We start from the raw sequence: 25,145 nt of genomic DNA, 5'->3' as shown, positions 1-25,145 counted from the left end.
TGTAACCATGTCATCCCTGGACCCTGTTTTGCTCAGCCGGATACTAACCGGTCTTACCCTGTTTGTGCACATTATTTTTGCCTCTATCGGTGTAGGTGTCCCCCTCATGATTGCCTTGGCCGAGTGGCGAGGACTACGAACCAATGATATGCATTACACCTTGCTGGCACGGCGGTGGGCACGAGGGTTTGTCATCACCGTTGCCGTTGGCGTCGTTACAGGCACCTCGATCGGATTACAGCTAAGTCTGTTGTGGCCGATGTTTATGCGGGTAGCGGGTCAGGCAATCGCCCTGCCGCTGTTCATGGAGACGTTCGCCTTTTTTATCGAGGCGATCTTTCTTGGCATTTACCTCTATACGTGGGATCGTTTCAAAAAGAAATATACACATATGCTGCTGTTGATTCCGGTGGCTCTTGGTTCGTCTGCATCTGCGATTTTCATTACGACGGTGAACTCCTTTATGAACCAGCCTCAGGGATTTACCCTGATTAATGGCATCATGAAGGACATTCATCCGATTGCTGCCATGTTGAATCCGGCAACACCAACCAAGGTGTCCCATGTACTTGCTTCATCCTACACTCTGAGTGCGGGTATTCTGGCGGGGATAGCCGCCTTCAGTTTGCTTCGGGGACGGGATCATGTGTATTACAAAAAAGCACTGAAACTCACGACCGTATCTGCGCTTGTCTTTGCCATCAGTACCGTCATGATCGGCGACTCCTCAGGTAAATTCCTGGCGAAATATCAGCCGGAGAAGCTGGCTGCCGCAGAATGGCATTTCAAAACGATGAAAGAGGCACCGCTTGTCTATGGAGGCATTTTGGATGAGAACAATGAAGTGAAATACGCGATTGAGATTCCTTATGCACTTAGCATTTTGGCGGGGAATCGTCCCGATACGGAAGTGAAAGGTCTCGAAGAATTTCCAGCGGATCTGAGGCCACCACTGTCCATTCATTATATGTTCGATCTGAAGGTCACAACCGGAGTGATCATCCTGATGATTCCTGTGTTATATGTACTGCGTCGGTGGTTGCCAGGGCGCAAGCCATATCCCAAATGGCTGTTGCTCGGCATTGTCTTGCTAGGGCCTCTGGCCATGATTGCAATCGAGCTGGGGTGGATGTTCGCTGAAGTTGGCAGACAGCCTTGGATTTTACGCGGGTATATGAAGGTGTCGGAAGCAGCCACGACGTCAACTTCGGTAGGATGGATGCTGGTGTTGTTTATTTTGCTGTATCTGATTCTATGTTTCTCGTGCATTCGGGTGCTCAGCAAGCTGTTCCGCAACAAGGAAGCAGAGAAGGAACTGGAGTCTCTGGGGCTTGAAGGAGGGATCGTGCATTGAGTTTTGAAATTGCAGGCATTGCGATATTGTGGACGTTTTTGTTCGGTTACCTGATTGTCGCTTCGATCGATTTTGGGGCCGGGTTCTTCAGCTTTTACAGCATTTTGACTGGGCATGAGAACAAAATTCATAACATCATTCAGCGCTACCTGTCTCCCGTGTGGGAAGTGACGAATGTGTTTCTGATCTTTTTTGTGGTCGGATTGGTCGGGTTTTATCCGGACAGCGCCTTCTATTACGGGACTGCCTTGCTGGTTCCTGGTTCTTTGGCTATTGTACTGCTTGCCATCCGGGGTGTGTATTACGCCTACAATACCTATGGCAACCATGGGCAGAACAGCCGGATCTACATGGCATTGTACGGAGCGACGGGCTTGCTGATTCCGGCGGTATTCTCCACCATTTTGGCGATATCCGAGGGCGGAATCATTGAGCAGGTAGGCGAAGAGGTGTTTTTTCGCTGGCGTGAATTTTTGACGAATCCTTATACCTGGTCGGTTGTTTTGCTTGCACTAGTCAGTGTGCTGTACATCTCGGCGATGTTTCTTTCCTATTATGCCAAACGGGCAGGGGATGAGCCGGCATTTGAGGTGCTTCGAGAGTATGCATTGCTGTGGAGCTTGCCTACCATTTTTGCGAGTTTTCTGGCATTTCTGCAGATTAACAAACAGAATCCCGCACATTTTGAGCAGATGGTGAATATCTCATGGATGTTCATTTCTTCGTTTATCTGTTTTGTCATTGCGGTGTCGCTGGTGTGGAAACGCAAATATCTGGGCTGGTGTTTTATCGCTGTCATGCTTCAGTTTGCCTTTGCCTGGTATGGTTACGGGCGATCCCACCTTCCGTATATCCTGTATCCCTACATTAATATTTATGACAGCTTTACAAATCGTACGATGGGGATTGCGCTTATTACGGCGTTCAGCCTGGGGCTGCTTGTGCTCATTCCGTCGCTTGTGTTGATTATGAAGTTGTTCCTGTTTGATGCCAATTATGTACGCGGTAATTCTGGTAAAAAGAAAGGATGAGTCTGTTCATGCTGCTGAACATGTTCTTACTCATGATTCCCTTGCAGTATCCACTATCTACTGAGGGAGTCACGGGCATACCCGGTATAACCGGATTGAGCTTTTTTGAGACATTCACGATTATGTACGCCCCTCCACTTATCATTATGGCTGCGATTGTCTTTTTGTTCATCTATCTGGCCGTATGCAAAAATCCGAAGGATTGATTAACTGGTACGTGCATTCCCATTTGGGGTAATCTGTTGTTAAGAAATCAGGAAGGGAGGATGACCCTTTCATGCCTAAAATCCGTTATAACAACATTGATAATGTAAGTACGGACAAAACGCTGAAGGAATTCAAGCAATGGAGGGAGCAACGGCGCAATAAAGTGAAGGACTACTCCTACACCGTGCCCAAACACCCGCCAGAACTGGATTATCTGCATGCCAATCGGGATGACACGAGTATTACCTGGATTGGTCACTCCACGTTTTTCATTCAATATTATGGATTGAACATCGTGACTGACCCGGTGTGGGCCGAAAAAATGGGATTCCAACGAAGGCTCGGTGCCCCCGGCATTCCGATTCAGGATATTCCACCATTGGATGTCATTCTGATATCCCATTCCCACTACGATCATCTGCATCTGGCTTCCCTGCGTAAGCTGATTACCGCCAAGACATTGCTGATCGTACCCGATGGTCTGAAGCGCAAGATGATTCGCAAAGGATTCCATCGATGCCAGGAGATGAAGTGGTGGGATCATATGACACTTGGCGGAGTTAAAATCACTTTTGTTCCGGCACAGCACTGGACACGTCGAACGCTGTTCGATACCAATACGTCCCATTGGGGCGGTTATGTGCTGGAACAGCATCATCTAGCGACGACTTCTGCAGCGGAAAGTGCTGCAACAACGAGCGGTCAGGATCATTCATCCACGGCGGAATCGGGGAAGAACAAATCACCCAAAGATTCGGGTGGCCCGCCTGTGTTGTATTTTGTGGGTGATACAGGTTACTTCCAGGGATTCAAAACGATTGGAGAGCGCTTTGACATCGGTATTACTTTGATGCCCATCGGTGCCTACGATCCGGAATGGTTCATGACTTCTCAGCACGTGACTCCAGAAGAAGCACTGCAGGGGTTCGTTGAAACTGGCTCCCAGCTTATGGTGCCAATGCACTATGGCACATTCAAGCTGGCGGATGATACACCCAAGGAGGCACTGGATCGGCTTGAAGTCGAACGTGAACGACTGGGCATTGGTAAAGAGCGGATTCGGGTGCTTGGTCATGGCGAAACGCTTCGTATTCACCACGAGAAAAGCAAACAGGACTAACAAAAGTAATCCAAATATGTTAATGTAGGGATATACCCGCATGAACAGTATATTTACCAAATCTTTAATAAGTAAAAAGCGGCCAATTTTCGAATTTGCCGCTTTTTTGTGTTATAATATGGTGCCAGAATAGGCATCGGGATATTGAATCCATGATTTACGCAACTTGCTATTCATGCAGTATGCAGATTAACCAATAAAGGATGGTATGCTTAATGATCAGTACAAGCGGCATCACGCTCCGCTACGGAAAACGTGCACTTTTTGAAGATGTAAATATCAAATTCACACCAGGAAACTGTTACGGCCTCATCGGCGCCAATGGAGCCGGCAAATCAACATTTTTGAAAATTTTGTCCGGTGAAATTGAGTCAAACTCGGGAGAGGTGCACATCACCCCGGGCGAACGTATGGCCGTATTGAAGCAAAACCACTTTGAATATGATGAGTATCCGGTTCTCGAAACGGTAATTATGGGTCATAGTCGTCTCTATGCCATTATGAAAGAAAAAGATACACTGTATGCCAAAGCAGACTTCACAGAAGAAGACGGCCTGCGTGCAGGTGAGCTTGAAGGTGAATTTGCCGAGTTGAACGGCTGGGATGCTGAGCCGGATGCAGCGGCACTCCTGATCGGTCTGGGTATCGACCGTGACATGCACGAGAAGAAAATGAATGAATTAAGTGGTAACGAAAAAGTTCGTGTCCTGCTTGCACAAGCATTGTTTGGTCGTCCAAACAACCTGTTGCTCGATGAGCCTACCAACCACTTGGATCTCGAATCCATTCAATGGCTTGAGAACTTCTTGATGGACTATGAAGGTACTGTTATTGTGGTATCCCATGACCGTCACTTCCTGAACAAAGTATGTACGCACATTGCGGATATCGACTTTGGTAAAATCCAGCTGTACGTAGGTAACTATGACTTCTGGTATGAGTCCAGCCAATTGGCACTTGCTTTGCAACGTGATGCCAACAAGAAAAAAGAAGAGAAGATTAAAGAGCTTCAAGCCTTTATTCAACGTTTCTCCGCGAATGCTTCGAAATCGAAACAAGCAACTTCCCGGAAGAAACAACTCGACAAAATCACGCTGGATGACCTTCGTCCATCGAACCGTAAATATCCGTTTATCAACTTCAAACCTGAGCGTGAAGCCGGTAAACAATTGTTGACCGTAGACCGCATCAGCAAATCCATTGATGGTGTAAAAATGTTGAATGATATCAGCTTTGTAGTGAACAAAGGGGATAAAATTGCATTTGTTGGACCAAACGGGAATGCCAAGTCACTATTGTTTGATATTCTGATGGGTGAAACGGAATTGGATAGTGGCGAATACACATGGGGTGTAACAACAACCCAAGCTTATTTCCCGAAAGACAACTCCAAATATTTTGACGGTGTAGACATGACGCTCGTGGATTGGCTCCGTCAATATTCCAAAGATCAGGATGAAACGTATCTGCGTGGTTTCTTGGGACGTATGCTGTTCTCTGGTGAGGAATCCTTGAAAAAGGCAAGTGTGCTGTCCGGGGGCGAGAAAGTTCGCTGTATGCTGGCGAAAATGATGCAGACGGGTGCTAACGCATTGATTCTGGATGAGCCTACGAACCACTTGGATCTCGAATCCATCACAGCGCTGAACAATGGTATGATTGATTTTGACGGCACAATGTTGTTCACATCCCATGACCATCAGTTCATTCAAACCATTGCTAACCGGATTATCGAAATTACGCCGAATGGCATCATTGATCGCCAAATGAGCTATGACGAGTATCTGGAAAGTGATGAAATTAAAGAACTGCGCAATAAAATGTATCCGGTAGAAGCTTAAACGAAGCATCATGTACGGCGCATTATCATAGCAACACCAAAGAACCGCAAGCCTCTGTGAAGAGGGCTTGCGGTTCTTTTTGTAATCCAATGGGTTCTCTGCGGCTTTAAGACCTAAGATCCACCAGTACGGCGACGTTGGTTGTTAGGCTTCTTGTTGTTTTGACTCTTCATCGCTTTAGGTCCGCCTTCAAAGTAGGCGCTGGATTGGTTACCGGAATTTGCCTGTTCTTTCTTTTGCGCCAGCTTTTGGCGTATAGCATCCTGCAAACTGACCTTTTTCGGTTCGTTATTTTCGCTCATCGTTATTTCCCTCCCGGTCTTACAGTAAGCCGTCCAGATTGGACGGGATGTACCTATTTTATACGTTTTATAAAAGCCCCACAAGGGCAACCTGATAAAATGCTCAAAACCTTTGGTTTTACCCAGGCCAACATTTTTTCTCAATAACTACAGCCCTGCCGTCTGGCAACTTTGTTTCGGCTTGCCTACAGCAATGCAGCCTCGCAACACTGTTTCTGTAGACCCACACGCTCCGCATTTGGTAACATGGAAAAACCGTAATACGAAACGTTAAAGGAGTGTCGCCCGGTTTGAACGCTTATGAAGAAATTCGAAAAGGGGAGCGAGGGGCTTGGGTGAGTATTGTAGCCTATCTCGTCTTGTCCGCCTTTAAGCTGATCTGTGGATATGTATTTGCTTCCAGCGCCTTGTTGGCCGATGGTTTTAATAACCTTACGGATATTGTGGCATCTGTTGCTGTATTGATCGGGCTTCGGATCTCCCAGAAACCTCCTGATTCGGATCATGCCTATGGTCATTTTAGAGCGGAGACTGTTGCTGCCTTGGTGGCTTCATTTATTATGGCTATGGTTGGGTTGCAAGTATTGGTTGAAGCCATTCGCTCCTGGTATGAAGGAGCCTTTGTTGCTCCAAATCTCTGGGCGGCTGCAGTGGCTGTAGTCTGTGCTGTGGTGATGTTAGGCGTATATCGTTACAATCACCGTCTGGCTAAACAAATTAATAGTCAGGCGCTGATGGCTGCGGCGAAAGATAATCGTTCGGATGCCTGGGTCAGCATAGGCGCTGCCGTTGGAATTATTGGTGCGCAGTTCGGACTTCCATGGCTGGATAAAGTAGCTGCCATTGCTGTAGGTCTGTTGATCTGCAAGACGGCATGGGAGATTTTTCGGGATTCTACACATCGTCTTACCGATGGATTTGATCAGAAGGAGCTGACGGATCTCAGATCCTCCGTAGCTCGTGTTCCAGGTGTTGAAAAAATCAAGGATGTAAAGGCACGTGTGCATGGAAGTCATGTACTTGTGGATGTGGTCATTGAAGTGGACGGAGGCTTAAGCTTGATTGAAGGCCATCAGATCTGCGACAGAGTGGAAGAGCGTCTGAAGCGATCGCATAACATCATGCATGTACATGTACATGTTGAACCGAAGACGGAAGAAGTCACAGGGAACCTTTGAACAGGGAGTGAACATCCTGGAAAATCAAAAGAGGACAGCCGCGATTGTGCGTGCTGTCCTCTTTACTTATCGTTAGAACGATTATACGATGTTACTGAATGGCAACGTGGATCCACGCTTTGCCTTTCCAAGTGTACACTTGCACCCACTCGCCACCGTCGAATCCGTCAACCACTTCACCTGTTGTATCGATAACTTGGGAGCTCAATGCACCGATTGGTTTACCGTTAGGTGCATCATAGAACCAAGTGCGCTCCAGAAGGTTCAGCAACATTGTAGGTACCAGTACTTCATCGCCTGGTTTTACAAGTGGCTCTTCAAACATTTTATCATCTGTAGTCGTAGCTGGAGTTTCAGTTGTTGTTGAAGTACCTTCTGCACCTGTAGTGTCTGTTGTTGTACCGGTTACTGTCTCAGCAGTACCTTCTACTGTGTCTACAGCCGGTTTGTTCACTTCAACAGCCGGAGTTGTTGTCGTTGTTGTAGCTTCAGTTCCTTTTTCGGGAGTCACCGTTCCGGTAACCGCTTCCTCTGCACCAGCAGCGGCAGCCATCGAACCCATCAACGTTAAAGCAGCGGCAAAACTTACGATTTTTTTCATTTGTTTTTCCTCCTCGGTTAGGTATGTAATTTGTTGTCCTGTGTTTAAAGTAACCAAGCAAGCTCACCTATGAATCACAAATTATAACAATATTTTCTTGCATTCTCCAGTGTCAACTGGCGCATATGTGGGTATATAGCAAGCCTGTAAAAATCATACTTCGGTGGGATAAAACCGGGTTGGCTATCTCAAAAAGGTCCTGTTTTTTGAAATTCATGGGAGAGCAGCTTGGAATAAAGCAGGAGGGAGTGCAATACATAATATAGAAAAGTTGACCTATGCCTAAACGCACAAAAGCCAATCGGCTTGGTAGCACGATCGGCTTTTGTATGTATTCGTTAATATTACTCAGTCAGATCAGAGCTGAGGTTATCGCATTCGGCTACGTCCCGTAATCAGGGAGATGACGAACAGTACTACAAAGATGAAGAAGAGTACTTTCGCGATTGAAGCAGCTGCTTCAACAATACCGAAGAATCCAAAAATACCAGCTACCAGTGCAATAATTAGAAATAATACAGACCATTTCAACATAAGGTTTCATCCTTTCGTATACTTGATTGTTGGGTGAGTTATGTTCACCTCACCGCCTTGTGTAGTCTAACTTTAACCGGGGGCTATCCAGTTGAAACATTGGTTTTTTTTCCAAGCGGGAGCATATTTGAAGTAACATGTAATTTTGTTTCGTCCGGGAAATCGCCGGGTAACTATAGCAATAACAAACTGATGCACATATGGAAAGTGAGGTTCTTCTATGATCTATCAAATTAGCGTGGCCCTGATTGCAGTGGCATTTGCAGTCCTTGTTTTCTTCTTAATTCGTACCTTGAAATCCGCTCAGGGTTCCTTGGACAATGTCTCTCAGACATTGCAGGAGGTACAGAAGACCATTGATGAACTTAGTTATGAAGTCAAGCAAACGGTAAGACACGCCAATGATATTACGGTAGATGTACAGCACAAAATGAAAAAAATTGATCCTGTAATGGAATCTGTTGAAAATCTCGGAGAAGTGTTGAACGAAGTGACGGCGGCAGCCAAGCAAGTCTCCACGACGCTGATGGCCAGATTTCAGACGAAACGAAACCATGCCGCAGATACAAAGCACGCTGAACAGTCCCATGTAACAGCACCACCTGCTACATCAACGGATCGTACCCTGCAATCCTATGAAGCTACATATAATGGTGATGCTAAGGGCGGGAAGAACTGGATGAAGTATGTGGATGTTGCGGCGAATGTATGGCAACGAATGCGTAAATAACATGATCGCTTTGTAATCCATAAAGAAACCTTCAGAGCGGTGATGAACCTGATGAAAGGGTGAGAATCATGATGAAACTACTGCTTGTGATGTTTAGCGTAATTTCTCCCTTTTCCGTTCAACCGGCAGCGGTACCCGCTGCTCACGATATGCAATGGACGGCAATGGAAGAGAAGGCGTCAGAGGTGACTCTGGCTGTTGATCGATCCGAGACTTTCCAGCATTTTCGGACTCTGAATGGCATTTCTCTGGATGACACCATGGACGATTTGGTGGCCAAGAAGGGCCAACCGGTGAATAAACAGGAAGATCCTTATCTGGGATGTCCTGAATATCATTTTCGTGATGTGAAGGTTGGCTTGTGTGAAGATACGGATGTCATTCAATATGTGCATATCGATGCGTCTGAAGATCACATCGTGTTAAACGGAGAGAGAATTGAGATGAAGATTGAAGCGATCCATCATGCTCTCGGAAAACCTTATTATGTGGCCGAGGAGGGAGAAGTATTTCTCCGTGGAGATCAGGCGCTAAAGGTATATATGAAGTCAGGCTCTAGTCAGATTGATGGCATTGATCTTTTTGATGATACCGTATCCTGATATTGGTTATTACCAAATCGTTTCAACCCCATATAGTATGGTTAAATACTAAGTAGCTCGATACAGAAGATTAAATCAGAGGAGAGTGGAAACGATGAATTCAACCAATGAGCAAGCTTATGCAAAAGTGGTAGAAAACGGAGTCCAAGCGGTAGAAGCGGTGAAAGAATTGCAGATTACCGGATACCTTGCTGATCATATCTTTGTTCTCGCCCATGAGAAGGATCGTACAGATCGAATTGCCGATACAGCAGATGCCAAAGAAATTGGCATAAAGGAAGAAGGCGTATTTGATTCCTTGGCGAATCTGTTCCGCTCACGTGGTGATGAACTCCGGGCCAAAATTGTTTCGATGGGCTTTACCGAAGCCGAAGCTGATTTCTACGAGAGTGAGTTAGACAAAGGTAAAGTACTCGTAATTGCCAAAAAGAAAGATTGATCAATATAACGGTGCGGGTTGAAGTTTGCTGAACATGGACAAGCTTCTGAACCACTTAGGTAAAATACTTAATCAAAAACATAGATAAGGAATGGGGCTTTCCCCATTCCTTATCTATGTTTTTGCAAGTTTGGAAGCGGGATCAGAACGCTGCAAAAACAGGGCGAAAAGCGGTGAACATTACCCGTGATGGTGCCATTTACTGATAGAGTTTTTTTGTTTTTACGATTATAGTTATACTAGGAATTATTATGTCTACTGCCGTTTTGTATGCAAAATTTGTATAATCAACGTTCGTTTTTACCTAAAAAGAATCGACAAACCCGGACGCCACAGATAAGGAGATATCAATGAGAATACTTATTGTTGACGACAATCCGACGAATGTCATTATCATTCGAGAAATTCTGAAAAAAGAGAACTATCGTGACATTGTAACGGCGAGTTCCGCCATGGAAATGTTTGAAGTGTTGGGAATTGGGGAGGAAAGCAACGAACTTCGTCCAAGAACGTCGGATATTGACCTAATTTTGCTAGATATGATGATGCCCGAGATGGACGGTATCGAAGCCTGCAGTATTGTGCAGAAATTTGAAAATTTGAAGGATATACCGATTATTATGGTGACGGCCATCGGGGACTCCAAGAAACTTGCCGAAGCATTGGATGCAGGTGCATCTGACTATGTGACCAAACCGATTAACAAAGTCGAACTGATGGCCAGAATTCGACTTGCACTTCGTTTGAAACAGGAAAAGGATTGGCATAAAGAGCGTGATCAGCGTATTCAGGATGAGCTCAAGCTGGCAGCAATGGTTCAAAATGCCGTATTAAGTCCGGCAATTAGGGACCCGTTGTTCCAAGTGCATGCCATCTATAAACCATCCTTTGAGCTTGCGGGTGATCTGTATTCTTGGTACCCCCTTGGGGAAGGTCGTTACGGAGTACTGCTGCTCGACATGATGGGACACGGGATATCTTCATCCCTGTTTACGATGTTTATCGCTTCTGTCTTGAAAGATACGGTTACCACTTATGTGGATCCAGAGAAGGTCATTCAGGAGTTGAACCGTCGTTTTAACCAGCTCCATCTGGAGAAACAATTGGTACAGTATTATTTCACGGCAATTTATCTGGTCGTGGATACACGGATGAAGCGCATTGATTATGTTAACGCAGGGCACCCACCTGCTTTATTCTTCCGAAACGACGGCAGTGTCACCACATTTGACAGTGTCTGCTGTCCTGTTGGGCTATTTGACAAAATGGATATTGAACCACAAACCATCCATTACGAGGGTGACGGGCATATTGCACTCTATACGGATGGATTATTGGAAGCTGTTCAGGGTGGGCAGGAGGAACAACATGAATTTCTAATCGAAAAACTGACCGGCTCACATCAGTGGAATGAAGCTGCCATGCAGGCCATGTTTTTTGACGACGAAATTCCCCAGGAGCGGGATGATGATAAATGTCTGGTCTGGATTACTTTAGATAAAGGGGCGGGCGATGAATGAAGATCAGGAATAAGCTGCTGATTGGGTTTACCGCTCTGATGGCTATTTTGATCGTACTCACGTTTGTGAGTTATGAACGCCTGAACAGTAGCAATAAGCAGATTGATCAGATGTATCAAGAACGTTATCTCAAAGTAAGGTTCACCTCAGCTGCACGCGGAGAGGTTAATGACATTGCCAAAGTGCTGGCTAACTTGTTATTAAACCCAACCAACTCCATTGGGGCAGCAGATGGGGATTTGAAAGCGATGAAAGAGCGTGGTGATCGTAACCTCGAGGAAGTGAGAAAAAGGGCAGACAGTGCACCTGAACATCAGCTGGTGGATCGTGTCAACACGGCATGGGAGGCTTATAACAACTATGCTACCAGACAGATCAGCCTGATGTCCCAAAATCGGGTGGACGATGCGAATAACTACCGCAATGCAACAGGACTCGCGGTGCAAAAAGAAGCTGTGGATAGTTTGAATGCTCTTTCCCGGTATCAGGACCAAGAGATTGATGCCGAGATCAAGAATGCTAACGCAGCGTATACAAGAGCAGTGCAGATCACGATAAGTATTATGATTGCGGGGCTGTTACTTGCACTGGGCGTCATTATGTGGGTGCTGCCGAGCATTACGCGGGGTCTGAACACCGTATCCATGATGATCACCAGTTTTGGCAAAGGCCGTTACCGCACAATTAGACGCATACAGGTCAAATCCACAGACGAAATTGGTCAGATTGCCAGTGTGTTCAAAGATGTATCCAATGATCTGGAAGAAAAACTGGAGATCGAGAAGGCCTATGTACAGGCTCAACAAGATCAGAACTGGATGAACTCCAACATCGCAAGAGTTCCTGAGCTACTTCGGGGGATTGGATCCATTCGCCAAATCTCACAAATGTTTATCAGCGAGTTTACACCGGTCCTTGGTGCTCAGCTCGGTGTTGTCTATTTGATCGATGAGGAGAAACATCCGGACGAACTGAGACGTTACGGTGCATATGCATTCGAAGAGAATGAAGACGTTGGCAAGGAAATGTACCGGATCGGTGAAGGCCTGATTGGTCAAGCCGCGCTGGATATGACACCGATTATTCTGGAAAATACACCTGAAGATTATGTGCATATTGGTTCAGCTTCAGGCTCAACACGTGCTGCGGGTATCATGATCTATCCTGTCGTGTTTGAAGATGAACTGATTGGCGTAGTTGAGTTGGCTTCCTTTGAAGGGTTCAATGAACTTCACAAGCAGTTATTCACACAACTGATTATGAACCTGGGCGTAATTTTGAACAACGTTCGACGTCGTTTGCGTGTGGAGGAGTTGCTGCGTGAATCCCAGGCACTGACTGAGGAATTGCAGGTTCAATCGGAAGAATTGCAGACACAGCAAGAAGAACTTCGTCGTTCCAATGAGAATTTGGAGGAGCAGACAGAGGCGCTTAAACGTTCCGAGGAATTGCTGCAGCGTCAACAGGAAGAACTGGAGCATTTCAATACGGAGCTCATTGCCAAGACGCGGGCGCTTGAAGAGCAGGTGCGTGAAGTCGAAGAGAAAAATGACGAAATTGAGAAAACGAAGACACAGTTGGAACAGCAAGCTACACAGCTGTCGATGACAAGCAAGTACAAGTCCGAATTTTTAGCGAATATGTCACATGAACTCCGTACACCATTGAACAGTTTGCTCATTTTGTCTCAGTTATTGTCGGAGAACAAGGGTGGAAATCTGACTGACAAACAGCAGGAATATGCGCAAACCATCTACATGTCGGGTGCGGATCTACTGAAGATGATTGATGAGATTCTGGATCTGTCCAAAGTGGACGCCGGTAAGATGGATATCAATTATGAGACGGTTCGTATGGAAGAGCTGACCAGCTTTGTTCAGCAAAACTTTGGACCGATGGCGAATAAAAAAGAACTGAACTTGAACATCGAATTCGACAACGATTTACCGGAATGGGTGTACACAGACAGTCATCGCGTCAAACAGATTTTGCGGAACTTGTTGTCGAACGCATTTAAGTTTACCAATCGAGGATCGGTTAGTCTGATTGGACGACGGATGAAACCGGAAGAACTGCCGGGTTATATGAACACCAATCAGGAATATCTCGGATTCAGTGTGAAAGATACGGGCATTGGCATTCCTTCGGACAAGACTGATCTGATCTTTGAAGCATTCCAGCAAGTAGATGGGACCACAAGTCGGAAATACGGCGGCACTGGCCTGGGATTGTCCATTAGCAGAGAGTTGGCACGTTTGCTAGGTGGCGCAATACAGGTGGAATCATCCGAAGGCGAGGGTAGCTGCTTTACCTTGTACCTGCCGGATAATCATGAAGAGGAAGCACTGGCGGAGGAAGGGGCTTCAAGAGAAGCAGCTGTATCCTCAGAGGAACTTTATGAACAATCCATCGAAACACGGACCATGCTCTCAAGTCATCAGTCCATCCTATCTCCTGATCCGGAGCGGAATGTAGGTACGGATCTGTCTCCTACCAATACTCCAGATGTCACGCAGATCGAAGATGATCGTGAGAATCTCATGGAAGGTGACAAAATCCTTCTTATCATTGAGGATGATGTGAACTTTGCACATATTTTGATGGATATGGCGAGAGGAAGAGGGTTCAAAGCACTTGTTGCCCTTCAAGGTGACAAAGGTCTTGAAACGGCCCGTCAATATTTGCCGGATGCCATCATCCTTGATATTCAACTGCCTGTTATGGACGGTTGGACCATTCTGGGTGAACTGAAGAGCAGTTCGGCAACACGTCACATCCCGGTACATGTCATTTCTGTCATTGATGATATGAAGCAAGGTCTGATGATGGGCGCCATTGCTTATCTGAAAAAACCTTCCAGCAAGGATTCACTGGATAAAGCTTTCTCGCATATCAAATCATATACCGAGAATCAGTTGAAACGACTGTTGATTGTGGAAGATGATGAAATTCAGCGTAAAGCTATTATTGAATTGATTGGTCATGATGATGTTGCAATTACGGCAGTATCTACAGGTAGCGAGGCATTGAATGAATTACACAGCCAACGTTATGACTGTATGGTCCTGGATCTGATGTTAACGGATATGACCGGTTTTGAGTTGCTCGACCAGATTCGGGATGACGAATATCTGAACGATCTCCCGATTATAATTTATACAGGCAAAGAACTGGATTCCAAGGAAGAAATGAAGCTGCGCAAATATGCGGAATCCATCATTATCAAGGATGTGAAGTCGCCAGAACGTTTGCTGGATGAAACCACATTGTTCCTGCACCGGGTAGAAGCCAATTTACCGGAAGACAAGCGTCGCATCTTGCAGAAGTTGCACAACAAAGAAACGTTGTTTGAAGGCAAGAAGATATTGCTTGTTGATGACGATATCCGTAATGTATTTGCTCTTTCAAGTGTCCTTGAAGGCTATCGTATGGATGTAACGTTTGCAGAGAATGGCCGTGAGGCTCTGGAGATTTTGGAGAAAAATCCGGAATTTGATCTGGTGCTGATGGATATGATGATGCCAGAAATGGACGGTTATGAAGCGATGACACGAATCAGACAGATCCCTCAGTTTGAAAAATTGCCGATTATTGCACTCACGGCAAAAGCGATGAAAGAGGATCGCGGCAAATGTATTGAGGCCGGAGCATCTGATTATGTGAAAAAACCGATCCAGACAGATCAATTGTTATCCTTAATGCGCGTATGGCTGTATTCGTAAGTTCATTATTCGTATGTTCATTGTTTGGGTAATGAAAGACAATACGACGAATACGCAAGTAACAAATGAAGAAGTGGAGAGAATTTATGACACCGTGGGAACCTACCGAGACGGGGGCAGATTTGGTCCGTATGCCGCAAGATGAAGAACGCGAGCTGATCGAGATTGAGTTGCTGTTGGAAGGCATGCACCGTTTATATGGATATGATTTTAGAAACTATGCACTGCCATCCCTGAAACGAAGAATCTGGCATTATGCACATGCTGAAGGGGTTAAGAGCATATCCGGCTTGCAGGAGCGTGTTCTTCATGACCGTTCTGCGTTTGATCGTTTTGTACAGAACTTATCCATCCCTGTAACGGAAATGTTTCGAGATCCTTCGCTTTTCCGAATGTTTCGGGAAAAGATTATTCCTATCCTGAGAACCTACCCGTATATCCGAATATGGCATGCGGGTTGCTCTACGGGAGAGGAAGTCTATTCCATGGCGATCATGCTGCATGAGGAAGGACTGTATGACAAGGCAAGAATCTACGCGACGGATATGAATGATCGTTCTTTGCAACAGGCCAAAGAAGGCGTATACGGTATTGAGAAGATGAAACTATTTACTACAAATTATTTGGAGGCAGGGGGTACCAGAGCCTTCTCCGAGTACTATACAGCGAAATACAATTCGGTGATATTTCATCCTTTTCTAAGGAAGAACATCATTTTCGCCGAGCACAATCTGGCAACAGACCGGTCATTTAACGAGTTTAATGTTATCTTTTGCCGTAATGTCATGATTTATTTTAATGATGAACTGCGGAACCATGTGCATGGGCTGTTTCATGAGAGCTTGAGCCACTTTGGTATTCTGGTTCTGGGGTCGAAGGAATCGATACATTTTACAGAGTTCAGTGATACCTATGAGCCGTTAGACCGGACCGAAAAAATATACCGGAAGATCAAATAGGGGGTTAGGGTTAGCCATGGGGCTCAATGAACCAATCCACATATTGTTGGTAGATGACCGCCCTGAGAACTTGCTTGCTCTTGAAGCAGTTCTGGAATCGGAACAATATAAACTCGTTAAGGCAACTTCCGGAGAAGAGGCACTCCGCTGTCTGCTAAAAGACGAATTTGCGGTTATCGTTCTCGATGTGCAGATGCCTGGAATGGACGGAATTGAGACAGCAAAATTAATTAAGGCACGGGACAAGTCCAAGGATGTGCCGATTATATTCATCTCTGCGAATAGCAGAGAAGCAGAGCACTTGTTTGCGGGTTATTCAGCCGGGGCTATTGATTACATGGTTAAGCCATTTATTCCTCAGATTTTGAAATCCAAAATCGAGGGCTTTGTGGAGATGTTTATCACCAACAAACGACTGAAAACACAGACGATGTTGCTTCACCAGAAGACACAGGAACTGGAGAAGATGAACCAACAACTCATTCAGGCCAAGGAAGAAGCGGAAATTGCAGCTAATGCAAAGACCGAGTTTCTGGCGATGATGAGTCATGAGATTCGTACACCGATGAATGGAGTTATCGGCATGGTGGATCTGCTAATGGAGACAGAACTGAAGGAAGATCAGAAGGAATATGCAGACATCGTTCGTCGCAGCGCGGATGCACTTGTCACGGTCATCAACGACATTCTTGACTTCACCAAGATGGAATCAGGCAAAATGGAACTTGAAGAGCATCCTTTTGAAATTGTTTCCTGTATTCGGGAAGTGTTGGGATTGTTTGCTGCAGAAGCAGGCAAAAAGAGTTTGGAATTGGATTATTTCCTGGAAGATTCTGTCCCTGATTTAATTTATGGAGATATGGCAAGGTTACGTCAGGTTCTTTTGAATCTTATTGCAAATGCGATCAAATTTACCGATCAAGGTGGAGTATATCTGATCGTGTCAGTTAAGGAAGAACAGGACGGACAAATGGCATTAGAGTTTGCTGTTAAAGATACCGGGATAGGTATCGCTTCAGACAAAGTTGACCGCCTGTTTCAGCCGTTTTCCCAGCTGGATACATCAATGACACGTAAATACGGTGGAACTGGCTTAGGACTGGCAATATGCAAGACTCTGGTTGAAATGATGGGTGGACAGATCTACCTGGATACAACAGAGCAACGGGGAGCGACGTTTGTATTTACAATTCAGGCGAAACGTTATGTAGAAACTGAACTGGTCCAGATGAATGGGGAAGAGAAGCTGACGGATGTGAAGAATGAGAATAAACACCCAACGGTATTAATTGTGGATGATCATCCGATTAACCAGAAGTTGATGGCGATTATGCTTGGTAAACTTGGGTTGCTCTCAGATATTGCTGAGGATGGACAGAGTGCACTCGATATGGTAAATAATAGCCGCTATCCCTATGACTATGTGTTCATGGATCTGCAGATGCCTGTTATGGACGGTTTGGAATGTACACGGCGGATTCGGGAGAGCCTGTCTCAGTCCGATCAGCCGGTCATTATAGCTATGACTGCTAACGTGATGGAAGGTATTCAGCAACGCTGTACTGCTGCAGGCATGGATGATTATATTAGTAAACCGGTGAAAATGGGCAATGTAAAACAGAAAATAGCCCAGTTTCAAAAACAACGAAAAATGATAAACCCAGGCCCTTCTGCCATGAATCAGGCTAATTGAAACATTTTCCAAACTTCTTTTTGTTTCACTCGTGCTGAAGTTGGGTTATTAGGTAAGGAAACCATTGATCAGGAGAGAGATGTCTAATGAATACAAACAAAAACGAAAAATTCAATGCAAGAACTGAAACACAGGACGGCGTGTGCACGGTGTATCTGACTGGCGAACTGGATTTGTCGGTTGCTCCTGACTTCCGCTTGGTGATGGAGCCGCTGGTAGATAACAAGGAACAGGATCTTGTGATCAACATGAAAGAATTGAAGTATATCGATAGTACAGGGATTGGTATCCTGTTATCTGTTCTGAAGGCAAGACATGGAATGGAAGCTCGCTTTGAAGTACAGGAAGTTCCTGCGCAAATCCAGAAACTTTTTGACATGACGGGCATCGCCAAATTCTTTGTCACACAGAAGAATTCCCAATAGGAAAGGATCGAAAAAGGAATGAATGCAGAAGTTCAAAGAGTCACCCTTAATTTACCGGCGACAGCTGATTACGTTGATATTGTAAGACTTAATCTCTATGGAGTAGCATCCAAAATGGGATTTTCTTATGAAGACATTGAGGATATGAAAGTTGCTGTATCCGAGGCCTGTAACAACTCTGTACTGTATGCCTACTCACACGAAGGCGGCATGGTTGAAGTTGTATTCGAAGTGGATGGCGAAACATTGTCCATTACTGTCAAGGACGAAGGTGCCAGCTTCGAGAACATGAATCCTGCTGTGTCACGTGCTGGTCTTCACGACAAAGAACTGACAGAAGCACAGATTGGCGGGCTTGGGTTCTACCTGATGCAAGCCTTGATGGACGATGTCAGTGTGGAAAGTGAGACGGGCAAAGGTACGAAAGTAGTACTCGTAAAACGTCTTGCAAGAAGTGAGGAGAAAGTATGAGTGAAAAAGTGACTCCCCCAGAGTCCATGTCTGAAGCTATAGGTTTGATCTGGGAATACCAGCAGACCCAAGATAATGAAATTGCAACAGTTCTCATCCGTAAATATGAACCGATGGTTAAGATGGCAGCAGGTAAAATTGCTCGGAATCGCCCCGATCTATACGAAGACTTGTATCAGACCGGGCAGATGGCCTTGATTCGTTTGCTTAAGCAGTACGATATCAACCTGGGTATTCCGTTTGAACCTTATGCTATGAAGAGCATGATCGGTCATATGAAGAACTACTTGCGAGACAAATCCTGGTATATTCAGGTGCCCCGGAGGATTAAGGAAAAGGGAGCACTTGTGCAACATGCCATTGATGAGTTAACCGTGAAGCTGGAGCGCTCACCCGGTGTGAACGAAATTGCTGAATACCTTGATTTGACTGCAGAAGAAACGATTGAAGTTCTGGCTGGTCGGGAATGTTACCACTATGTGTCACTGGATTCTCCTTTATCTCAGGATGACAGTGCAGCAACATTGGGTGAACTGATCAGTGCAGATGTTAATGACTATGATTCAGTCGAAAAACGGATGGACTTGCAACAGGCATTGGGACAATTGAAGGAACAAGAGCAGCAGGTACTTATTCTAGCCTTTCAGGATGGCCAATCTCAACGGGCAATTGCCCAGAAGCTTGGTGTTTCACAAATGAGCGTATCTCGTATTCAAAAGCGAGCTACAGAGAAATTGAAACAGATCATGTCTAATGCTTCAATGTTATGAAAAATGGAACCCTAATGTTGTTGAGTACGGCATAAATAAGGACACGTCATTGCACTGAAATGCATACGTGTCCTTTTTGGGATCAAAAAAGATGAGTGTGCAATGAAAGAACATAAGTGCAGGAGTGGATAAAGTGATTGTGAACCAAATCAAGTTGGAAACTCGCCGTGACAAGTTATCTTGCTCCGATCATTGGCAATGGTGGGATTGGGTTGCACCCGACACCAATAGCATGAACGATGCTTTGGAGGAGCTGACAGAGGCATTTCCGGATATGCAGTATTGGCTTCATAAAATTCCAGAAGTCGAATCAAATTATCTGTCCGTCCGGTTCGTGAATGGTACAGAGCCAGTCATATTTGGTTGCTTGTTGTATGCGATCAAGAATGAGAGAGATGACCAACGCCAAGATAATCAGATGTTTTTCTATGTTGATCGCAATCACCTGGTTACTTTAAATATGGATGACAATACACGAGGAATTATGAAGACGGATGAACGTACCCATATGTTACAGCAATGTAGCGAGGCCAGGGACGGGATGTTTGTACTTTTTCGAGCTATACTGCATTACTACCATGTGGGAATGGATCATTTTGAGATGAACCTGCGTGATCTGGAACGGAAGATGGAATCCCGCAATGCTCGCACCTTGATGGACCAGATTCTCGCCGCTCGATTTGAATTATTGTATTGGAGTAATCTGTTCATCCCTTACTCAGAACTGATGGCCGCTTCACATGAGGCTTACCTTGATGAAATAAATGAAAATCGATACTTCCAACAGCTCCAACATCGAGTAGAGCGAATGGAACGATTGTTTAGTCATTATGAGAAAGAGATCGATACCTTAATCTCCATTGATAATGCGATCTCCGGTGTACGTGGCAATGAGATCATGAAAACACTGACTATTGTGACCGCTGTGTTCATACCCGCTACGGCAGCTGGCGCGATATGGGGGATGAACTTTGAGAACCTGCCCTTTATCGACAAATCATGGGGAGTTGTACTGGTCCTTGTTGTCATTATCTTAAGCATGATCAGCATGTATGTATGGCTGATGATGAAAGGATGGACAGGGGATCTGCTGAGAGTCAAATCCTCACAGCCTTCAGCTGAAGAGACTGAGAAAAAAGGAGAAACGAAAAAACGTAAGGGATAGCCTACGGTTGGTTAGTCCCCTTAGTTTTTGTAATCTTCAATATAGCCAAGCAAGTCAGCGATATATTGTCCGACAATCGGCATATTGACGAATTGACTGAGAATGAACGCGAGTAGACCCAGAACAACAAAGGTACCTACGGTCAGACCGAGTCCTCGTGCCATACCTGCTGTGAAGTTGGTAATAATCCGCTTTTTGGGACTGCTGTAGTTCTCAATAATATCTTTGATCTGTGCTCTCTCCAGACTGTCCGCAATCTGGTCCAGACGTGTGTTCAATCGCTTTACCTCGTGTCGCAATTCAAAAGGATGCTCGCTTGTATCATACTGCTGTGCCGGTGTTCCTCCCGTAATTGGAGTATTACCGTTAATTGTAACTTTACTCATGATTATTCCCCCTCAACTCGCATTGGATAAAAAATAGCCAGCTGGAGTGCAGCTGGCTATTGGTCACTCGATCTGTATCGCCTTACAGGCTAGTCGAGTTAAGTTCTTTACGTGCATCTTCCTTCGCTTCTACGGAAGCGGCAGCCACTTCTTCAGATGCACGGGAGGCTTCGTTAGCCACATCAGCGGATGCTTTTCTCACAGATTCCATGACATCATTGCGGCCTTGGTTCACTGTTTTTGCAATGTCGGAAGTTTTGGATGAGACCGTTTTAGCCAGTTCAGATGCTCTATCACCTACAACGGTTGCAACTTCTTTTGTGCGGTCAGTAACCATGCCTACTTTCTCGGAAAGGTCACCACGCAATTCACGTCCCGGTTTAGGCGCAAAGAGTAGTGCCGCAGCAGCTCCCAGCAAACCTCCGATGAAAATCCCTTTGGCGAAAGTCGAACCCGTCTGTACAGGATATTGCTCTTCTGCTTTATTCATGTCTAATCACTCCTTCTTCAAATTAAGAAACAAATACGAAACAACGAACACCTTGTTGCCCGAATCAGGCAGCCTGTCTTAGCAGTCTGGACACAAGCCCCAGCAAGAAAACAAAGAGCGCTGTACCAATGATGGCAGGGATGATGGCAAAGTTGCCGATAACGGGTCCCCAGTTACCAAGCAAAAGTGCTCCCAGCCAGGCTCCGGCAAATCCGGCAACCATTGCACCGATTATGCCTCCAGGCATGTTGTGACCGGCAAGTGCATCTCCGATCAATCCGATGATGACAGCCATCACAATGCTGATAATGATGCCCCACATAACAACCGCCTCCTTTAAACTTGATGTAGGATGTTGTCTGTTCGCGTTTGCTTACTTCGTATATAAACGCAGTGCAACCCTGTGAAACAATAAAGATGAGGATGAATGAACTGGAAATCAGAGGAATTCATTCTTTAGCGGCTTTGTTTAATGCCTTTAATCATGCAGAAGATCCACGCCAATCCAGCGGCAAATCCCGTAAATACATCCGTAGGATAATGAACGCCCAACATGATACGGCTGAGGCCAATCAAGAAAATAAAACTGATTCCACATAGAACAGGAAGCCACACTCCGGAAGAGTTATGTCGCTGTTGCTCAATGGCCCAGATTACAAAGAGCATGCCGTAGAAGCCCATGGAGATCATGGCATGTCCGCTGGGAAAGCTGTACCCGTGAACGACCAGCAGATGATCCAGTCCAGGTCTGCTTCGTCTGAAAAATTCTTTCAATAACGTGTTCAGAATCCACATCATGGCAAAACTTCCCGTGATCGCATATCCATATATAACAAACCTTGGGCTGCGTTGTATGAAGAAAAGAAGAGCAAAACCCCCTGCAGCTACAGCAGAGATTTTGAATGAGCCCAGCGCGGTTATGAATGCAGTGTAAGGCAATAGATAAAGACGTGAATCTGAATTCAGATAAAATAATTGCTGAATTTCATCATCCAGACGAATAATAGAATCATGGCCCAACCATGCACCCAGACCTGCCAGGATGAATACAACCGTAGCGCTGATAACCATACCAGCCAAACTCCAGTTGAAGAGGGGGCGTAACGACATGCCAGGGGGCGAACCTGATGAGGATGGTGTAGACATTTTACGTGGCATAGTGAGTTTCTCCTTCAGTATGGTAGTCATGAACATAGATGATAAAGCTATACCCGAAATGCCTGTCGAAAAAACTGTAAAAACGTCGCTTTTGTACTATACTATTTAAGATATCCCATGCGGCGTCGTGACGCAAAGCAGAGATGAAATCGGGAGCACAAAGGAGAGAACTCGCATGGAGAGTGCCTTGTTAATTAAAGAATACCGTGCAGGCGTCATGGAATGCGCCCATTACGGACACATAAGTATTACGGATGAGTATGGCCGAATTGTATACTCGGCTGGCGACCCTCATTTTAGAGCGTTCACTCGCTCATCTGCCAAACCTTTTCAAGCTATTCCAGGAATCCGGGCAGGGATTGCCGGTCACTATGGCCTATCCGCACAGGAGATTGCCATTATGTCCTCTTCGCATCGTTCGGAACCGGAACACATTCGGGTGCTGGAGCAGTTATCCGGTAAAATCGGATTGGGTGAAGAATGCCTGATCTGTGCACCAAGCTACCCGCTTAATGAAGAAAGCCGTAATCAATGGATACGTGGACAAGGGGAGAAACGTCGCATCTTGCATAACTGCTCCGGAAAACATCTGGGAATTCTGGGGTACAGTCAGATGAAGCAGGTTGATTTGGGCAGTTACGCTGAACCGGATCATCCGGTGCAACGTGAAATTCTCGAAACGTTTGCCGACCTGGCAGGTATTGAGGAAAAAGAGATTAAGCTTGGGACGGATGGCTGCGGCTTTCCGGTATTTTCTTTGCCGTTGTCGGCATTGTCGAACGCCTATCTGAAGCTCGCTTGTCCGGACCTTATCGCCGATGCTTCTACAAGAACAGCTGTAGAGACGATTACATCAGCTATGAATGAACATCCGTTAATGGTAGGTGGCACGGAGCGTGTAGATTCAGTGCTGCTGGAAGACGATAACATTGTAGCGAAAGGTGGATTCAAAGGGGTATTCGGTTTTGGTCTGAAAAAAGAACGATTGGGAATCACCTTCAAGGTACTTGATGGTTCCGAGGAAGAGTGGGCCTTCATTACCCAATCCATCCTGAAACAGATTGGTTATTCCAATGAGAGAACCCTTGCACGATTGGCTGAAGTGTTCCCTTCCGACATCCGAAATGATGAGGGTACCCTTGTAGGTCATGCAGATAGTGAGTTCATTCTCCACTCACTTGAAGATAGCGTATAACCTTAAGAAGGGGCGTGATTAGAGTTGCCGGACCCCGGGTAAAGATGACATACCAACTGGTATTTATCTAAACAATTCATATACACGCATGGACTGCCGCAGTAATGTGGCAGCTCTAAACCCTTGGAGGTGGATGAACATGATTAAAGTGGTGACATCGGAAGAAAGGCACACGTCGGATCGAGGTTGGATACACAGTGAATTCAGCTTTTCCTTTGCGGATTATGATGATCCGAGCAACGCCCATTTTGGCTGTCTGCTGGCTCATAATGAAAACACGTTGATGCCGCAAGAAGGCTTTAAGAAACATCCACATCATGATCTTGAACTTGTCAGTTATGTCATATCAGGTACACTCAAACATACGGATAGTATGGGAACAGAACAACTGCTTGAACCGGGTACGGTCCAGGTGATGAGTGCGGGAACGGGAGTGGAACATTCCGAGACTAATCCGTCAGCGGATGAACCGGTACGTTTCCTCCAGATGTGGTTTTTGCCATCGGAGCGTATGCTGAAACCATCCTATACGAATCGGAGAATAGAGCCGCAGGAGCATTTGAATCGTCTATGTCCGATTGTATCCGGGCAAGGGGGCGAGGGAACCGAAGGCGCATTGCCTATTTCTCAGGATGTAACCTGTTACCTCTCCCATTTGGAGTCTGGGAAGAAGTTGATGTACCCGCAACATGAAGATCGACGGACACATCTTTTCCTGATCAGTGGACATGTGGAGATTCATTGCTCGGATGGCAACTTCAACCTGAAGCCGGGGGATGCTGCACGAATTCGTAAAAGCTGCGATCTGCAAATTACGAGTACAGACAGTGAACCTGCCGAATTTGTTCTGGTTGACCTGCCTTAAGGATTAGAGGTATTCCGTAAAAGATCGTCTTGAAATATAAACATGTAAAAAGGACCTGTTGCCACGTTGATGTGGAAGACAGGTCCTTTTTTGCTTGCTTTTGAATAGGCAATCATTGAAGTCACATATGACCAATGCAATACTTGGACTAGGATTTACGAAGTTTACCCAGTTCTGAAGCGACAGCTTCCACTTCAGAGATACTGAGATGTTCCTTGCCCAAAATCATTTCATACAGGTCAAACAGATCTTCATATTTCTCAAGTGGGAATGACGAAGCTTGCATGGCGGCACCGCTTGCCATACGAAGTTTAGTTTTGATCGCTTCAATCATATATTCCATATTGGCTGCTGTTGCTTGTGTTAAATCCATCGTTAAGTTCATCC

Annotated in this window: 27 protein-coding genes; 19 read left to right on the top strand and 8 right to left on the bottom strand. The window is 45.5% G+C overall.

What is annotated here, in order from left to right; genetic code table 11:
• Nucleotides 1–7: 7 nt before the first annotated feature.
• The 5 genes from AB4111_RS26740 (at nucleotide 8) to AB4111_RS26720 (ending at nucleotide 5,553) form a co-directional block, all read left to right on the top strand.
• Nucleotides 8–1,354: a cytochrome ubiquinol oxidase subunit I gene (locus tag AB4111_RS26740; RefSeq protein WP_253440938.1), complete on the top strand. Its 1,347-nt coding sequence runs from the start codon at nucleotides 8–10 to the stop codon at nucleotides 1,352–1,354.
• Nucleotides 1,351–2,385, top strand: coding sequence for a cytochrome d ubiquinol oxidase subunit II (locus AB4111_RS26735; RefSeq protein WP_442034012.1), 1,035 nt, complete (start codon nucleotides 1,351–1,353; stop codon nucleotides 2,383–2,385). The genes AB4111_RS26740 and AB4111_RS26735 overlap by 4 nt, the downstream gene beginning before the upstream one ends.
• An 8-nt stretch (nucleotides 2,386–2,393) precedes the next feature.
• On the top strand, nucleotides 2,394–2,591 hold the full coding sequence (locus AB4111_RS26730; RefSeq protein ID WP_442034010.1) for a hypothetical protein: 198 nt from the start codon (nucleotides 2,394–2,396) through the stop codon (nucleotides 2,589–2,591).
• 71 nt (nucleotides 2,592–2,662) lie between these two features.
• Nucleotides 2,663–3,712, top strand: a complete 1,050-nt coding sequence (locus AB4111_RS26725; protein WP_442034008.1) for an MBL fold metallo-hydrolase — start codon at nucleotides 2,663–2,665, stop codon at nucleotides 3,710–3,712.
• Between the two features lie 215 nt (nucleotides 3,713–3,927).
• Nucleotides 3,928–5,553 carry an ABC-F family ATP-binding cassette domain-containing protein gene (locus AB4111_RS26720; protein WP_253440930.1) on the top strand — a complete coding sequence of 542 codons (1,626 nt, stop codon included), beginning with the start codon at nucleotides 3,928–3,930 and terminating at the stop codon, nucleotides 5,551–5,553.
• A gap of 113 nt (nucleotides 5,554–5,666) precedes the next feature.
• Here the strand turns inward: AB4111_RS26720 and AB4111_RS26715 are convergent, their stop codons facing one another.
• Complete coding sequence (locus AB4111_RS26715; protein ID WP_017692261.1) at nucleotides 5,667–5,855, bottom strand: hypothetical protein; 189 nt, start codon at nucleotides 5,853–5,855, stop codon at nucleotides 5,667–5,669.
• 290 nt (nucleotides 5,856–6,145) lie between these two features.
• On the opposite strand from AB4111_RS26715, the gene AB4111_RS26710 reads away from it, so the two are divergent.
• Complete coding sequence (locus AB4111_RS26710) at nucleotides 6,146–7,033, top strand: cation diffusion facilitator family transporter (RefSeq protein ID WP_442034005.1); 888 nt, start codon at nucleotides 6,146–6,148, stop codon at nucleotides 7,031–7,033.
• Between the two features lie 91 nt (nucleotides 7,034–7,124).
• Here AB4111_RS26710 and AB4111_RS26705 read toward each other — a convergent pair whose 3' ends face one another.
• Nucleotides 7,125–7,634 (bottom strand): hypothetical protein, encoded by a 510-nt coding sequence (locus AB4111_RS26705; protein WP_253440926.1) that lies wholly within the window; start codon nucleotides 7,632–7,634, stop codon nucleotides 7,125–7,127.
• A gap of 369 nt (nucleotides 7,635–8,003) precedes the next feature.
• Complete coding sequence (locus AB4111_RS26700; RefSeq protein WP_017692264.1) at nucleotides 8,004–8,168, bottom strand: DUF1328 domain-containing protein; 165 nt, start codon at nucleotides 8,166–8,168, stop codon at nucleotides 8,004–8,006.
• A gap of 220 nt (nucleotides 8,169–8,388) precedes the next feature.
• Here AB4111_RS26700 and AB4111_RS26695 point away from each other — a divergent pair, with 220 nt between their 5' ends.
• The 11 genes from AB4111_RS26695 (at nucleotide 8,389) to AB4111_RS26645 (ending at nucleotide 20,664) form a co-directional block, all read left to right on the top strand.
• Nucleotides 8,389–8,898 (top strand): DUF948 domain-containing protein, encoded by a 510-nt coding sequence (locus AB4111_RS26695; RefSeq protein ID WP_442034003.1) that lies wholly within the window; start codon nucleotides 8,389–8,391, stop codon nucleotides 8,896–8,898.
• 68 nt (nucleotides 8,899–8,966) lie between these two features.
• Nucleotides 8,967–9,500 (top strand): hypothetical protein, encoded by a 534-nt coding sequence (locus tag AB4111_RS26690; protein ID WP_442034001.1) that lies wholly within the window; start codon nucleotides 8,967–8,969, stop codon nucleotides 9,498–9,500.
• A gap of 94 nt (nucleotides 9,501–9,594) precedes the next feature.
• The gene (locus AB4111_RS26685) at nucleotides 9,595–9,939 is read left to right on the top strand and encodes a general stress protein (protein WP_339305640.1); all 345 of its coding nucleotides are present in this window, start codon (nucleotides 9,595–9,597) and stop codon (nucleotides 9,937–9,939) included.
• A 350-nt stretch (nucleotides 9,940–10,289) separates the two neighbouring features.
• Nucleotides 10,290–11,459 carry a PP2C family protein-serine/threonine phosphatase gene (locus AB4111_RS26680; RefSeq protein WP_442033999.1) on the top strand — a complete coding sequence of 390 codons (1,170 nt, stop codon included), beginning with the start codon at nucleotides 10,290–10,292 and terminating at the stop codon, nucleotides 11,457–11,459.
• Nucleotides 11,456–15,181 carry a response regulator gene (locus tag AB4111_RS26675; protein ID WP_442033997.1) on the top strand — a complete coding sequence of 1,242 codons (3,726 nt, stop codon included), beginning with the start codon at nucleotides 11,456–11,458 and terminating at the stop codon, nucleotides 15,179–15,181. Before AB4111_RS26680 ends, AB4111_RS26675 begins: the two co-directional genes overlap by 4 nt.
• An 86-nt stretch (nucleotides 15,182–15,267) precedes the next feature.
• On the top strand, nucleotides 15,268–16,140 hold the full coding sequence (locus tag AB4111_RS26670) for a CheR family methyltransferase (RefSeq protein WP_442033995.1): 873 nt from the start codon (nucleotides 15,268–15,270) through the stop codon (nucleotides 16,138–16,140).
• A gap of 16 nt (nucleotides 16,141–16,156) precedes the next feature.
• The gene (locus AB4111_RS26665; protein ID WP_442033993.1) at nucleotides 16,157–17,833 is read left to right on the top strand and encodes a response regulator; all 1,677 of its coding nucleotides are present in this window, start codon (nucleotides 16,157–16,159) and stop codon (nucleotides 17,831–17,833) included.
• 86 nt (nucleotides 17,834–17,919) lie between these two features.
• Complete coding sequence (locus AB4111_RS26660; RefSeq protein WP_036606989.1) at nucleotides 17,920–18,258, top strand: STAS domain-containing protein; 339 nt, start codon at nucleotides 17,920–17,922, stop codon at nucleotides 18,256–18,258.
• Nucleotides 18,259–18,276: 18 nt separating this feature from the next.
• Entirely contained in the window at nucleotides 18,277–18,729 is a 453-nt protein-coding gene (gene rsbW, locus AB4111_RS26655) for an anti-sigma B factor RsbW (protein ID WP_062836469.1), read from the top strand.
• Complete coding sequence (locus tag AB4111_RS26650; protein WP_253440916.1) at nucleotides 18,726–19,499, top strand: sigma-70 family RNA polymerase sigma factor; 774 nt, start codon at nucleotides 18,726–18,728, stop codon at nucleotides 19,497–19,499. The genes rsbW and AB4111_RS26650 overlap by 4 nt, the downstream gene beginning before the upstream one ends.
• A 139-nt stretch (nucleotides 19,500–19,638) precedes the next feature.
• Nucleotides 19,639–20,664 carry a magnesium transporter CorA family protein gene (locus tag AB4111_RS26645; RefSeq protein ID WP_442034210.1) on the top strand — a complete coding sequence of 342 codons (1,026 nt, stop codon included), beginning with the start codon at nucleotides 19,639–19,641 and terminating at the stop codon, nucleotides 20,662–20,664.
• 20 nt (nucleotides 20,665–20,684) lie between these two features.
• Here AB4111_RS26645 and AB4111_RS26640 read toward each other — a convergent pair whose 3' ends face one another.
• From AB4111_RS26640 to AB4111_RS26625, 4 genes are all read right to left on the bottom strand, one after another.
• Nucleotides 20,685–21,050: a DUF5665 domain-containing protein gene (locus AB4111_RS26640; protein WP_017692276.1), complete on the bottom strand. Its 366-nt coding sequence runs from the start codon at nucleotides 21,048–21,050 to the stop codon at nucleotides 20,685–20,687.
• A gap of 82 nt (nucleotides 21,051–21,132) precedes the next feature.
• Nucleotides 21,133–21,540, bottom strand: a complete 408-nt coding sequence (locus tag AB4111_RS26635; RefSeq protein ID WP_074096444.1) for a YtxH domain-containing protein — start codon at nucleotides 21,538–21,540, stop codon at nucleotides 21,133–21,135.
• 64 nt (nucleotides 21,541–21,604) lie between these two features.
• Nucleotides 21,605–21,862 (bottom strand): GlsB/YeaQ/YmgE family stress response membrane protein, encoded by a 258-nt coding sequence (locus tag AB4111_RS26630; protein WP_442033989.1) that lies wholly within the window; start codon nucleotides 21,860–21,862, stop codon nucleotides 21,605–21,607.
• 134 nt (nucleotides 21,863–21,996) lie between these two features.
• Entirely contained in the window at nucleotides 21,997–22,698 is a 702-nt protein-coding gene (locus AB4111_RS26625; RefSeq protein WP_442033987.1) for a phosphatase PAP2 family protein, read from the bottom strand.
• A gap of 175 nt (nucleotides 22,699–22,873) precedes the next feature.
• Between AB4111_RS26625 and AB4111_RS26620 the strand changes: the two genes are divergently transcribed.
• Together AB4111_RS26620 and AB4111_RS26615 are read left to right on the top strand one after the other, a co-directional pair.
• Nucleotides 22,874–23,893: an asparaginase gene (locus AB4111_RS26620; protein ID WP_442033985.1), complete on the top strand. Its 1,020-nt coding sequence runs from the start codon at nucleotides 22,874–22,876 to the stop codon at nucleotides 23,891–23,893.
• A gap of 139 nt (nucleotides 23,894–24,032) precedes the next feature.
• Entirely contained in the window at nucleotides 24,033–24,758 is a 726-nt protein-coding gene (locus tag AB4111_RS26615) for a pirin family protein (RefSeq protein WP_133387146.1), read from the top strand.
• Between the two features lie 148 nt (nucleotides 24,759–24,906).
• Here the strand turns inward: AB4111_RS26615 and AB4111_RS26610 are convergent, their stop codons facing one another.
• Nucleotides 24,907–25,131 carry a DUF1128 domain-containing protein gene (locus AB4111_RS26610; RefSeq protein WP_253440906.1) on the bottom strand — a complete coding sequence of 75 codons (225 nt, stop codon included), beginning with the start codon at nucleotides 25,129–25,131 and terminating at the stop codon, nucleotides 24,907–24,909.
• Between the last annotated feature and the right edge of the window lie 14 nt (nucleotides 25,132–25,145).

The organism is Paenibacillus sp. 2KB_22 (assembly GCF_052115745.1).
Taxonomy (GTDB): Bacteria; Bacillota; Bacilli; order Paenibacillales; family Paenibacillaceae; genus Paenibacillus.
Note: the sequence above shows the minus strand (reverse complement) of the source record. Positions and strands in the feature narration are given on the sequence as shown.